Here is a 13557-nt window from a genome sequence, read left to right as displayed (position 1 = left end):
CGTGAGTGCCAACGTTAGTAGTCGCTTGTCTGTACCGATCGTGGAATTGCCTCCTCACGCAACTGCCGCCAGTATCGCTGACATGCTGGTTGGGCGTGCTTGGAGCGGCGGAGACTATACCTCGGACGAGCTTTCTCTTGCTGATCGCTCGCCACTGGCATTCGCTACAGTCACGCTGCCACTATCGCAGATCGAATTGCGTTCTGAGGGTATGTATTCGGTTGCTCGTCTACTCGAGAACAACACGTTGTGTGCGCTGGCTGGACTCGGATTGTCGGAGGCCAACCGCGCCAATCTCGTATCGCGGGCAGTGAACGGTAGCGCAACTACTTACGCACCACCTCGGCTGCAAAACTGGTTACACGATGACAAGAAGCCGACAATGACATGCGGGCCGTGTGAGTGGGCGAGATGGCAGCAGTATGGGGTGAGGGCGCTGGATTGTCGCAATCAGATCCCTTTCAATACGGCCTGTGCTGACTGTGGAAACCTACTTAGTCGCCGGATTGCGGGGCCCGCGCCACCGAGGCCACATGGGCAAGCCGCTCAGGGCAACGCCGTCGTTTTCGCACAGATTGCGCAGAGGTTGGCAAAGGAATCTGCTTCGCCAAAAGCGGTGCGTGCAAGGCTAAGTGATGCTCTGAATGCGGCTGGCTATGCATCTACAACGTATTACCGAATCAGCCCCTTGCAGAAGGATTTCAACACCTTCTGTCAGAGCTTCGTCTCGCATCCCGGCCTACGCGAGGTATCACAGTATCCGCTTCGTATGGCCCACATACTAGGTTGGCTGCGGTCAGAAGCAAGGACAATCCACCCGGTCTTCGTCATGCTGCTGGACTGCTTTCTCAACATTGGTGGCGCATATGGGGTAAGTCCTCCTGTACCGGTGGGCAATACGAAGGCGAAGCCGAGTATCCCAGAATCGCAGGCGAGCGTCTGGCATGCGCGAGTGGAATCGGCACGAATTCTGCCGGTTGATCCAAGAAGGCACTATGCGTTCGACGATATTCCCCGCCTTCTTGCTGTTGGCTGTACGCGTACACAGATGAGCCGGCTCCTTCAGACAACCTACGACGCAGTCCATGATTATGTGCGAGTGAGCGGTCTTTCTGACCAATATCGCGCGGTGCAACGCAATGTCCATCTCACTGAAGCGCGAGCGGTATTGTTGGAGCTGAGCGAACGATGGCCTGACGCCAGCTTGTCGATGCTGCGCAAGCTGGGGGGAAACAGTGCGATTCAATGGCTTTATGCAAATGATGGGCCATGGATCCAGTCGTTCGCGACCGCGCTGGCGGCAAAACGGCATCGAGCAGCACATCGGCCGCGTTGCGACAGCATGCCCGAGTCGGGGCAGTACACGCTCTTGGCACGTCGCATTGGGACTGCTGCACGAAGGATTCGGCGGCGGATGCCGCCAACACGTGCCTCGCTCGAGGCCATCCGTCGTGAGACGGGATTGACCGTGCAGGCATGGAGCAAAGCCAGAGCGCAACCTGCCATTGAGCTCGTTGTGCGTTGCGTGGTCGAGTCTCACGATGCGTTTCGCGTGAGAAAGACAATTTAAAGTCACCTGTTGCGCCAGGCAGGCGCTCGATCCACAGAGGAGGATGCGATGCCACCAATCTCGCTAAAAACGTTGGCTGCTACTTGTGTCCGTGGACCAACCCTAGACATGCCGCCCATAGATCGGTTCGGCAATGCGACGGGTGTAGGGTATATGCACAACACCTTCGCTCCCAAGCCGTCCATCAATTCAACCTATGGGTCCAGTCGTAGCATTCGCGGGGGTAGTCGACTTTGCTACCAAGCTGAGACGCTGCGGCAACTCGATTTTCCTCTGAAGACGTGCGCGTATGTCATCGACCTACGTTGCTACGTGCCGATCTACTTCACGGAAGCCGCGAGAGTGGCGCTGAGACCAGATGTAACGATACCCCGCGTGCTGACGCTGGAAGCCAAGAACGCCAGGGGTGAGTGTCATTTTCATGCGCTGTTCACTCGGACCATCGCAGCACAAAAGGCGTCGAAGCTCGCTGAACTCGGCTTCACGATGGAGAAGGCCGATCTGGAGGTCTTCTCCGTCACCGAACAAAAGAACGCGATTTGGCTTTACGAAACAGTGCGTCACAGTAACGTTGAGCTTATGCGAGTCCCCGCGCAGACGATAGCCCAAAGGCTCATGCGCAAATCGGAGACGCCGCTGAAGACCCGCCTTGAGCGCCTGCACTTGGCTATTCGTGAGGACAATGCGCTACGGGAAAAATTCGGGCTCATGCCAGGGGACCCAGTTAGCTTGAACGATCTGTATCGCTGGGTCGTGGCAGCCATAGTTTTGGGATACCTGCACGTCGACCTTCGCGAACGGATTCAGCCGCACTTGCCGATAAAGTTGGTCACGCGGGAGATGGGAAAATTGCAGGAAACGCGCGGGTGAAGGTGCCCTATGAAACCGGCATCTGAGAGGATAGTTGCAGTACCCATCGTCGAGTTGCCGCCCAACGCGACGGCTGGAAGTATTGCGGATTTGCTTCTCGGGACATCATGGAGCGGTGGCGACAACACCTCTAGCTTGTTGACGTGGGCGGACCAATCCTACCTAGCTTTTTCGACCGTGACCATTCCACTGTCGCAGCTGGAATGTATGTCCCAGGGCATGTACACGGTGGAGGAACTTCTCGAGAAGCACACGCTTTGTGCGCTGGCTAGTCTAGGGCTTCCCCCGGATCGACGCGAAAACTTAATCACGCGTGCGGTAGCGGGACAAGAAGCCGCTCTCTCGCGGTTCTCCCTACCACTTTGGGTTTGCGAATCCAAACATCCGGCGCTAACTTGCAAACCATGCGAATGGAAGCGATGGAAGCTTTTCGGCGTGAGAGTATTGGTCTGTCAAGATCAGATTCCATTCATGACGGCGTGTTTTGATTGTGGCAATGTGTTGACCCGCCGAGTACCCGGTGGCGCACCGCCGCCCCCCAGGGAGAGGCTGGCAAGCGAAAGCGCGAGGGCGTTTGCTCAGGTGGGAGCACGGATGGCAACGGAAGCACGGGATCCTGATGCAATACGCATTCGGCTGCAGCGTGCTTTACGGGCAGCAGATTACGTGGACACCGAACTGCAATTTAATGTCGGTCGACTAGAATTGGATTATCGCAATTTCTGCAGAGGGTCACTGCCTACCCCAGCTCTCCGTGAGTTGTCTCTATCGTCGTACAGAATGAATCATATTGTTGCGTGGATAAAATCGAGTTACAAAAAGACTATTAATCCGATTTTCTTAATTTTGTTTGACTACTTCCTTGAGAAAATTGGAGCGCAAGGGGGCGATAAGCAAAAATTGAGCGGAGAAGAAGTCGTCAATGTAACGCAGCAGATGGATATTATTTGTGGTGCTGTGGAGCGCTCGATTAAACCGGCAATCTTCGAAATGGATCACCAGTATGTTATATCTGATGTCCGGATCCTCATCGATGAGGGTTATTCGAAGGTTAAGATTGCCGAGATTGGGGGGTGGGAGCTCAGGGATGTATGTAGGTACATTAAATATCAACACGGACTAGAAGCGACATACTGCCGTCGGCAGTTTGAGTGCCGACGGGATAAGCATAGAGCTTTGGTTATGGCGCTAGTCAACGCAGGTGCTAGTAGCATAACAGAGATAAATAGAAATGGCGGATCTTCTGCACGTAGCTGGCTATGGGAAAATGATAAAAATTGGATGTTTGAGTTAAAAAGAAGTATGGATTCAAGGAAAGAGAGGAAGCGTATTTCTATGCTTTCTAAGGAAAGGGAGATCCTTGCTAAAAGGATTAATAAAGTCGTGTTTGAAATTAAAAGCAGACTTCCACCAGTTCGGTGTTCGCGCGCATTGATACTGAGGGAGATCGGGGTGACGAATAATGCGATGTCAAAGGCTGAGAAGGACAGTAAGCGTATTGCCGCGATAGCAAGAAACATGGTGGAAACAGATGTGGAATTTTTTGCTCGTCGTGTAAGTTTTCAAGGGTTAGAAAATTTTAAGATATTTGGAGTCGATGAATAAATGAGCGTAATCGAGATGGGTGCGTCCTATGCCGCACAACTCAATCGGTATCGCGATGTGAGGGGGAATAATGCCGGTTATGAATGCGAGATGGCGTTCCTGTATCGAAATGCTGTTTGAAGATATCGTGATAAGTCGACTCGTACCGAAAACGGGGCAGTCGACGTCGATGCGACCTTGGCGTTGCTCAGAACTCGACGAGCATTCTGGGAGCTTTTTCGGACTCGGTTCTATGTCGGCCCTGTCAGCCCCTCGGAGATCGACGACAGGCCGACGGAAACTATGATCGACTATCACCGCAGACAAATACTTAAGGGGCGCGAAATGGAAATCAGGACTAAGCTTAACGCAATAAGTTCTTCAGCGCAGGCCTCGGAGAAACCGCGGGCGCGCGGCGGACTGGGAATTGTCCGCGCAAGATATCGTGCAGATCGCATCTGACTACGCGCACTACACATGACCGAGGATGTCAACCCGCCGTTTAGGCCTGTCCGCATGGTCGATGAGAGCGGTTGTGAGTCCTTCTACCGCTTAATCCCGTTGGATCAGTATGTTGGGCAATTTGTGTTGTATGACTTGGCGCAGCCACAGAATCGCCGTCGCCAAAGTTTGATTCTTCCTGACGATCCGAAAATCTCACCAGCGATGCGCGAGTCTGTGGAGTTTGTTCCAGACACTTGGTCCCATCCTCGCATGGTGGCCCAGCGTACCTGGGTGGCAGAGTGTCTCCGGGCAGAACGATTGAAGCATAAACCTGCGCTGGGCCTTTGTCCTCCCCCCCTCATTGGGGAAATTGGGAGCGGATGGGATTCGGCACGCTACGCGCTACGCGGAATTATCGGCACCCGCGATCAACGCAATCCGCGCCTTCGTGAGAGAGGTCTCGACGCGATGTTCTTGGACTCCCGATTTCGGGATGATGTCCTACATGATGAGGCCGAACGGACGGGTGTGGACAAAGCCGAACTCAAGCGACTCTTCTTTCGCTGGATTCGAATGGGAGGCGATGATGCTGCCCTGATTCCTAGGGGTGGGGCGAGCGACCCTCCTGGCACCCCCCGAGTTTCGAGTGAGACCGGTGTGCGAGTCGGTCCGATGGATGCCAAGGAGTTGGAGTCCTGGACGCCTCGAACGCGAAAAGGGATGACTGCAAGGTGGCGTACCTGCGTGGAGACGCTGATCAACAGCATAGTTGATGCGCCCAAGCTTTATGAAAACGGGGCAATCGACGTTGACGCAACTGTCGCTTTGCTCAGAAGCCGAGGCAAGTTTTGGACCACGTTCCGAAATCGGTTCTATGTGGGGCCCGCTAGTTTCAGTGAGATCAACAACAGGCCGACAGAGTTTATGGTCGCTTACCACCGTAAGCGAATACTGAAGGCGCGTGAGGGCGAAATTAGGGCGAAGCTTCACGCTATAAATGCTGCTGCGCATGGCACAGCGAAGATGAAGATACCCGGCGGGCGGGCGCGCGATCGCAATGCGGACATTATCGAGACTATCGAGATGGATGCCACGGAATTCCGTAAGATCATCGTCGTGGGCCGCAGCAAAAACGGAGTTCGAAAGCGACTGGGATATGCAACGGTTATTGTCGCGTGCAGTCGCTCTACAGGCGCGATTGTCGGGTTCTACGTAATGATCGGGCGAGAAACGACGCAAGCCTATAGGAAGTGTCTCTATTGGGCGCTGGCTGACAAGAAGACGCTGTTGGAAGCTGTTGGTCTCGACCCCAAAAAGATGCACGGGATAGTGTCAGGCCTCTATGGTGAGGTTTTGGTTGACAGGGGGCCGGGTTGCACTGAGTTCATGCAGGTCTACGTCACGGGAGCAGCCTTCATGGATATTGCGGTTACGCGTCCCTATGTTGCTGTCGACAAGGGGACGGTGGAAGGTGTGCACAAGCCTTTGAAGGCCGCCGTAAACGAACGCGCAGGTGTAAAAAAGAAGATTGCTTCGTCAGCTCAACTTGAGGATGCACTCTTGGAAACATATGCCGCGCTTCCCCGCGGCTTTGTTACGATGAAGCAGCTAGTGGGCAGAGAGCGGCGGGCGACCGCCGAGGAAAAGGCTAAAGAGAAGGAACGTAGCACTCGAAATGCGGTAGCAGTCAAGCACAAGCATGGCGAAGTAGAGTTGGAGATGCGATCGCTTGTTAGGATCGTCGCCAATGCGGTTAACGACTTGAATCTTAAGCGCAGGACAGACGAGCTGGCATTGACGCGAGACATGAACCTGGAGGAGGTTGCGCCGACGCGCGCCGAAATCCACAGGGCGCGGCAAAGCGAACTCGTGGGCGACGCGGCTGAGCCAGTTGATTTGGATAGGCTTGCTGCGCAGATACTGAAGTTCGAACCACGCACGTTGATCGAGGGGGAAGTTTGGGATGACAGAATGCGTTTCGGAGCGGGTGCCGAGGGCACAAAGGATGAACGAAAAAACGCTCGGCTTCTTCTTGAAGATGCTAAGTCGTGGGCGGAAAGCTATCCTGGCAAAGACTTCGTCGTAGAGCTGGCGCTTGTTCCAAGTCCATTCCGGCTGCAAGCAAAATGGAAGAGAGTGTATAACGGTGCGGATGGAGAGCTCCGGGTTGATTACCTCGACCTGCCGCCGACGCAGGCGACCTTAAGGTCCTACGGCGAAAACGCGGGACTAGAGGAGGCCAACGGACTGAAACGACGCCGTAGGAAGTCGGATAGGGCGGACCAGCAGTCATCCGTGATGACCGTGGTCGATGGCGCGGAGGGGGCAGAAGTCGATGATTCCGCGCAGGATACGGATCTCGAGTTCGACGAGGAACTCTCGGCATCGAAAAAATCGACGAATTCTCGTGGCATTGGCGGCCAGAAGTTCGATCTGCAAGAGTACCTTGCACGCTTCCGCAAGAGCCCCCGTTGATTTTGGGCGCGCGGGCACAGAAGCTGAGACGCGACTTTACTGGATGCATTTACGGAGCGGCCTGACTACTTGCTAGGATAAGCATCATGTTGGCTTCGCTGCGAGGCGGCGCGCGCTGCACACTGCGTTTGACAAACCGTAATCTCGTAAGCCTCTCAATCCGTCATTCGACGGAAATCTTGCCATCTTCGTTTCGGATCCATTTGACAAAGAAGCCGGAAGGTCAGCTATAGCCTTGATTATTCTGGGAATTTGTGGCGAAGACCAAGGAATCGCGCTTCTTTGACAAACCGTATTCCCCGGCCGCAATTGCCAGCCGTCCGGTGGGTGATCGGAAGCATTGAGTTTGCCGGTCACAACTTAACGCGGTGGCGCCGTAGTGCCGCGCTCGATCAGCGAGATCGGCATCTCGGTCCGTCCCGGCTCGACGCCATCCTGCAGCCAGCGCAGCAACGCAATTGCGGTTTTTTTCCCCAGCAGGCTGCTTTGCAGGCCCACCGTGGTAAGACCTGGCGCGATCTCGGCGGAGATCGGCAAGTCGTCGCAGCCGACGATCGACAGTTGGGACGGGACGCTGATACCGAGGGCAGCGGCTTCGAAGAGGCATCCAAGCGCCAGCACGTCGTTGCCGCAAAATACAGCGGTTGGCCTGGTCGGGGAATTACGCAGGATGTCTTGCAGTCCGGCGCGTCCACCGGCGAAAGAGTAGGGCTGCTCGCATGCAGCTTGTGGCGGTAACTCGGCGCGCAAGGCGCGCAGCGCGGTGACAAAGCCCTCTGTGCGCAATCGAGCGCGGTCGTTGTGCCGTGCAATCCCGGAAATCATGCCGAAATGACGGTGCCCCAGGTCGAACAGGTATCTGGCAGCCAGTGCGCCGATCTCGAAGTTGTCGAATCCGATGCAGGGAAGCGCGTTGGACAGCGCCCAGGTGACGATGGTGCGGGTTTGTGATTGCTTGAGTATCGAGAGCGTTTCCGGGGCGTGGTCGGCGCCGACCAACACCATGGCATCGACGGCTCGCTCTGACAGGGCCCTCACGACATCGGTTTCCGTATTCGAGTCGTAATTGTGAGACCCGAGAAGAAGCTGATACCCCGCAGCGGCGAGCACTTCCTGCATCCCCTGGATGGCGTGCGAGAAGATGGCGTTATCGAGAGTGGGCACCACAGCCGCAATGGTGTGTGAGCGTCCCGAGGCCAGCGTCCTGGCCGACGCATCGGGAACATAGCCCAGCGCATCGATCGCGTCGCGCACGCGGGCCAGCGTATCTTCCCGCACCAGCGAAGGGGAGGTGAGCGCCCGCGACACGGTCGCGGTGGAGACTCCCGCAAGTTTCGCTACATCCTCCAGTCTTGATTTCGGCACTTCATGGCTCCGCCGTCGAATGCTGAATTGTGACCCATATGCGCCGGGGTGGGTGTCACTCACCGCCATTGCGTCTGTTGGCAAGTCTGCGGGAATACCCTTCCTTGCGCCCTGCGCACTGTCTCCTATCCTCCATGTAAGCGCTTGCATTGCTTTTCACGAATGTGTTCTTGGGCAGCTTTATCCAGAAATGAAAGCGCTTACATCATCGAAAAACACGGAGACTACCTGAAATGATCGTGTACCTGAAAAAAGCGGAGAAGACGCCCCAGACGGAAGCGGCGGCTGCGCAGAAGGTTGTGACCGAGATGCTTGGCGAAATCCAGGCGCGCGGAGAGAGTGCGGTCCGCGACTACGCGAAGCAACTGGATAGCTGGTCCGGCGACATCGTGCTGACGCCCGATCAGATCCGGCTGCAAACGCGCGATGTACCTGCCGCAGTTCGCGCCGACATCGATTTTGCGATCCGCCAGGTGACAGACTTCGCGGTGGCGCAACGCGAATCGTTGCAGGAGTTTTCCGTCGAATTGCACCCGGGCGTCATCGCCGGGCAGCGCGTCTTGCCCGTGAATGTGGTCGGCTGCTACGCACCGGCAGGGCGCTATGCCCATATCGCGTCGGCCTACATGGGTGTGGCAACAGCCAAGGCGGCCGGCGTGAAAACCGTGGTGGCATGTTCGAGCCCCTTCCGTGGCCAGGGTATCCATCCCCATGTTCTCTACGCGTTCCAGGCCGCTGGCGCGGACGTCATCATGACCTTGGGCGGCGTGCAGGCCATTGCGTCGATGGCCTATGGCCTGTTCACCGGCAAGCCTGCCGATGTGGTGGTGGGCCCCGGCAACAAGTTCGTTGCGGAGGCAAAGCGTACGCTTTTCGGGCAAGTGGGCATCGATGTGTTCGCGGGCCCGTCGGAAGTCGCTGTCATTGCCGACGACAGCGCCGATGCAGCCATTGTCGCGAGCGACCTCGTCGGCCAGGCGGAGCACGGCCATGAATCGCCTGCCTGGCTGTTCACCACCTCGCGCGCGCTGGCCGAACAGGTCATGGCGTTGGTGCCTTCGCTCATCGACAAGCTGCCGCCCACTGCGCGAGATGCGGCCACGGCAGCGTGGCGCGACTACGGCGAAGTCATCCTCTGCGACAGCCGCGAGGAGGTGGTGGAGATCTCGGACCGCTATGCTTCCGAGCATCTGGAAGTCCATACCGAGGATCTCGACTGGTGGCTGGCCAACCTGACATGCTATGGCTCGCTGTTCCTGGGCGAGGAAACAACCGTGGCGTTTGGAGACAAGACCAGCGGCCCCAACCATGTGCTGCCGACCAAAGGCGCCGCGCGCTATTCGGGCGGCCTGTCGGTACACAAGTTCATGAAGACACTGACCTGGCAGAAGATGACGCGCGAGGCGGCGCGCCAGATCGGACAGGTCACCGCACGCATCTCGCGGCTCGAAGGCATGGAGGCGCATGCACGCACTGCGGACGATCGCATGGCAAAGTACTTTCCCAACGCGCGCTTCGAGATGGGCACGCCCGTCGAGGTCTGATCGTGAGCCAATTGACCATTGCAGCCGCGCGGCCGGCACCTGATCTTTCGGGGCGCCAGGCGCTGGTGACGGGCGGAAGTTCCGGTATAGGTGAAGCCATCGCCGTGGCACTGGGCACGTGCGGTGCGCGTGTGATTCTGGCGGCCAGGCGGCGGGCACAACTCGACGCCGCGGCGGCACGGCTCGATGCCCAGGGCATTGCGGTCGATACGTACTCGTGCGACGTTTCCGATCTCGACACCATTGTCGCGTCGGCCGACGGATTGCAGCGCAAGCATGGAGCGATTGATATTTTGGTCAATGCGGCCGGCATGAATTTGCGCGAGGCGTTTGGCGCCGTCACCCCGGCATCGTGGCGCCTCCAGCTCGATACCCACCTGGGCGCACCGTTCTTTCTGACGCAAGCGCTTGCGCCGGCCATGAAGGCCCGGGGTTGGGGACGCATACTGAACATCGCATCGCTGCAGTCCTATCGGGCGTTTGCCAACAGCGCGCCGTATGGCGCAGCCAAGGGAGGCATTGTCCAACTCACACGCGCCATCGCCGAGGCGTGGTCGAGCCATGGCATCACCTGCAATGCCATCGGACCAGGTTTCTTTCCCACTGCACTGACAGGCCCGGTCTTCGCAGACGAGTCGCTCGCACAGCACCATGCAAGCCGCACGTGCGTGGGGCGGAATGGCGAACTCGTGGATCTGCATGGCCTCGCGGCATTCCTTGCCAGCGACATGGCGGCCTACATTACCGGACAGACCTTCATGGTGGATGGAGGATATACGGCCAGATAGCGCACGCAAACCATCCGATGACGGCGTGCGACGCGCACGTGGCAGCCGTCTGAAAGCCCGAGACAGAGCGCGGCAGGAAAAGCGCGCCACCGGGCAGAGACTTCACAGGAGACAAGCATGAGGAAGCAGACAACGGCGCCGCATTCCGCAACGGACGCGCGACGCAAGCTGCGGCAAGTCGTCACGTCGAGCACCATCGGCGCGATGGTGGAGTGGTACGACTTCTTTCTGTATGGCGTGGTGGCCGGCCTCGTATTCAACAAGCTGTACTTCCCATCGAGCGATCCGATGGTTGGCACGCTGCTGGCCTACGCCACATTCGCGGCGGGATTCGTGGCGCGTCCGCTGGGTGGCATCATCTTCGGACACTTCGGAGACACGCTCGGGCGCAAGAAGATGCTGGTGCTGACGCTGATGATCATGGGCGTGGCTACCACTGCGATTGGTCTCATCCCCACCTACGATCAGATCGGCGTATGGGCGCCCATTCTGCTGCTGGTATGCCGGGTGGCGCAGGGCATCGGACTGGGCGGGGAGTGGGGCGGGGCCGTCCTGATGACCTTTGAAAGCGCGCCGGCCAGACGCCGTGGCTTCTTCGCCAGCCTGCCACAGACCGGCATGTCGCTCGGACTCGTCCTGGCCAGTGGCGTGATTGCCGTTCTGTCGTTGCTCCTCTCGGACGAGGACTTCCTGGCCTGGGGATGGCGCATTGCTTTTCTTCTCAGTGCGGCGATGGTGCTGATCGGCTCCTACATGCGTACCCATGTGGAGGAATCTCCGGAATTTGCCGCCGCGCAGCACAGCCGCGAAAAAACGCCCGGCCTGCCATTCATGGTCATGCTGCGCCGCTACCCCGGCGTCGTGATGGCCTGCATGGGCGCGCGGTTTATCGACGGCGTCTTCTTCAATGTGTTCGGCGTGTATTCGTTGTCGTATCTGACACAGACGCTGAAGCTGACGCGAGACCATGCGCTGCTGGGAGTGCTGATTGGCGCCTTCGTGATGACCTTCTTCATTCCCCTGTGGGGCGCCGTCTCCGACCGCGTGGGCAGGCCAATTGTCTACGGCACCGGGGCGCTGCTGGCCGGGCTGTCCGCGTTCCCGGCGTTCTGGCTGATGCAGCATTCCGGGGGCAACGTGTGGTTGGTCTGGGCCGCCATCATCATTCCTTTTGGCATCTTCCATGCCGCCGTCTTCGGGACGATGTCCTCGATGTTTTCGGAAGTATTCGATCCCAGTGTGCGATACACGGGCATCTCGTTCGTGTATCAGTTCGCAGGTGTCTTTGCGGGAGGACTGACCCCCATCATCGCTACCTGGCTGAGTGCCAAGGCCGGCGGACAGCCGTGGTACCTGTGCGCCTATGTGCTGGCGATCGGCATCATGAGCGCGGGCTGCACGATGTGGATTGCCAGTCGCGCCTCGCACGGCGGCGCGGTCGGATTGGAACCGTCGAAAACCTGATGAAGAGAAAATCCATGAAAGCCATCGTTTACACACAGCCCGATGCCGTCGCAATGCTGGATCGGGACATGCCAGCGCTGGTGCCTGGCGAGCTTCTGCTGCGTATTGATGCGAGCGGAATATGTGGCTCGGATCTTCACGCCTATCATGGGCACGACCCGCGCCGCAAACCTGGCCTCGTTTTGGGCCACGAGTTTGCAGGCACCGTCGTCGCTTCCTCCGACGAATCCCGCATGCGCGTGGGGCAGCGCGTCACGGCGAACCCGCTTATTACCTGCGGCCATTGCGACTATTGCCTGCAAGGGCGAGACAACCTCTGCGCAAACCGGGGCATGGTCGGCATGAACCGGCCCGGGGCGCTCTCGGAGTATCTTGCGATCCCCATACGCTGCGCGATTCCCATCCCGGACGCCATGGCAAGCGTCAGCGCAGCGTTGACCGAGCCGGCGGCCACGGCGCTTCATGCTGTCAACCTGACCATGCGCGCCATGTCCCGGCCATTGCCCGAGGCCCGTGTGCTGATCATCGGGGGCGGGGCCATCGGGATGCTGACGGGGGCGTTGGTCAGTGCCTACGGATGCCGGCATTTGTGCATCGCGGAAACCAATGCGCTGCGGCAAGCCTCCGTTCGCCGCCATCTGGGGTGCGATGTCATCGATCCCCTGGCCGATCCACCCGCCGATTCCAGCTTCGATGTGGTCATCGACGCCGTGGGTGCGGCACCCACTCGCAACCTCGCCATGGCAGCCATACGACCCGGGGGTGTGATCATGCATATCGGGTTGCAGGCGTGGTCGAGCGAGATCGACATGCGAAAGCTGACGCTGGCCGAGATCACGCTACTCGGTACTTACACCTACACGATGGCAGACATGCACGCCACGGTGCGAGCGCTGGAGGCCGGCAGTTTCGGGGCGCTGGATTGGGTGGAAACCCGCGCGCTCTCCGATGCGCCGGCGGCCTTTGCCGACCTTGCTGCGGGACGCGTTGCCGCCGGAAAGGTCGTGCTGCTGCCGGAATTCAACTGAGTTGAACACCGGGGCACGCCCGCACGGGTGCTCCGGATTTTTTTGCCCATCCAACTCATATATATGAGCTAGTTGACATGGATGAATTCAACGCCTACGATGGTTTCACGCTTGACCCACACGAAGGAGACAAAAAATGATTCACGTCGTACTGCATGACGCCAAGGACACCGTTGCGGTGGCCGTGGTCGAAGGGATCGAGCCGGGCACGAAGCTCAACGCCTGGATCATGGATGAAGACAAGGTGGTGACGGTGACTGCGCTGCAACCGATTCCCATTGGGCACAAGGTGGCGCTGCGCGACATGGCGCTGAACGAAACCGTCTACAAGTACGGCATCGACATTGGCAAGGTCGTCGCGCCCATCAAGGCTGGCGAACACGCTCACGTGCACAACATCAAGACGAAGCGCTGGTAAGCCGCTA

At 58.2% G+C, this 13557-nt stretch carries 10 protein-coding genes; 9 read left to right on the top strand and 1 reads right to left on the bottom strand.

Going from position 1 to position 13557, the window contains the following annotated elements:
- The first annotated feature begins 1 nt into the window (after position 1).
- The 4 genes from FFS21_RS04540 to FFS21_RS04525 all read left to right on the top strand — a co-directional run bounded on the left by FFS21_RS04540 (position 2) and on the right by FFS21_RS04525 (position 6943).
- Positions 2 to 1570 carry a hypothetical protein gene (locus FFS21_RS04540; protein WP_137923749.1) on the top strand — a complete coding sequence of 523 codons (1569 nt, stop codon included), beginning with the start codon at positions 2 to 4 and terminating at the stop codon, positions 1568 to 1570.
- 375 nt (positions 1571 to 1945) lie between these two features.
- Positions 1946 to 2440, top strand: coding sequence for a hypothetical protein (locus FFS21_RS04535; RefSeq protein WP_137923748.1), 495 nt, complete (start codon positions 1946 to 1948; stop codon positions 2438 to 2440).
- A gap of 594 nt (positions 2441 to 3034) precedes the next feature.
- Positions 3035 to 4045, top strand: a complete 1011-nt coding sequence (locus tag FFS21_RS31910; protein WP_171020320.1) for a TnsD family Tn7-like transposition protein — start codon at positions 3035 to 3037, stop codon at positions 4043 to 4045.
- Positions 4046 to 5212: 1167 nt separating this feature from the next.
- Positions 5213 to 6943: a TnsB C-terminal domain-containing protein gene (locus FFS21_RS04525; protein ID WP_137923746.1), complete on the top strand. Its 1731-nt coding sequence runs from the start codon at positions 5213 to 5215 to the stop codon at positions 6941 to 6943.
- A 360-nt stretch (positions 6944 to 7303) separates the two neighbouring features.
- Here the strand turns inward: FFS21_RS04525 and FFS21_RS04520 are convergent, their stop codons facing one another.
- Complete coding sequence (locus tag FFS21_RS04520; protein WP_249359133.1) at positions 7304 to 8308, bottom strand: LacI family DNA-binding transcriptional regulator; 1005 nt, start codon at positions 8306 to 8308, stop codon at positions 7304 to 7306.
- 233 nt (positions 8309 to 8541) lie between these two features.
- Here FFS21_RS04520 and hpsN point away from each other — a divergent pair, with 233 nt between their 5' ends.
- From hpsN to FFS21_RS04495, 5 genes are all read left to right on the top strand, one after another.
- Positions 8542 to 9852: a sulfopropanediol 3-dehydrogenase gene (hpsN, locus tag FFS21_RS04515; RefSeq protein WP_137923744.1), complete on the top strand. Its 1311-nt coding sequence runs from the start codon at positions 8542 to 8544 to the stop codon at positions 9850 to 9852.
- Between the two features lie 11 nt (positions 9853 to 9863).
- Positions 9864 to 10640: a (S)-sulfopropanediol 2-dehydrogenase HpsO gene (gene hpsO / locus FFS21_RS04510; RefSeq protein WP_137923792.1), complete on the top strand. Its 777-nt coding sequence runs from the start codon at positions 9864 to 9866 to the stop codon at positions 10638 to 10640.
- Between the two features lie 117 nt (positions 10641 to 10757).
- Positions 10758 to 12104 (top strand): MFS transporter, encoded by a 1347-nt coding sequence (locus FFS21_RS04505; RefSeq protein ID WP_137923743.1) that lies wholly within the window; start codon positions 10758 to 10760, stop codon positions 12102 to 12104.
- A 14-nt stretch (positions 12105 to 12118) separates the two neighbouring features.
- Positions 12119 to 13132 carry an alcohol dehydrogenase catalytic domain-containing protein gene (locus FFS21_RS04500; protein WP_137923742.1) on the top strand — a complete coding sequence of 338 codons (1014 nt, stop codon included), beginning with the start codon at positions 12119 to 12121 and terminating at the stop codon, positions 13130 to 13132.
- A 136-nt stretch (positions 13133 to 13268) separates the two neighbouring features.
- Positions 13269 to 13550: a UxaA family hydrolase gene (locus tag FFS21_RS04495; protein WP_137923741.1), complete on the top strand. Its 282-nt coding sequence runs from the start codon at positions 13269 to 13271 to the stop codon at positions 13548 to 13550.
- The last annotated feature ends 7 nt before the right edge of the window (positions 13551 to 13557 follow it).

Source organism: Cupriavidus sp. 2SB (assembly GCF_005503625.1).
GTDB lineage: Bacteria > Pseudomonadota > Gammaproteobacteria > Burkholderiales > Burkholderiaceae > Cupriavidus.
Note: the sequence above shows the minus strand (reverse complement) of the source record. Positions and strands in the feature narration are given on the sequence as shown.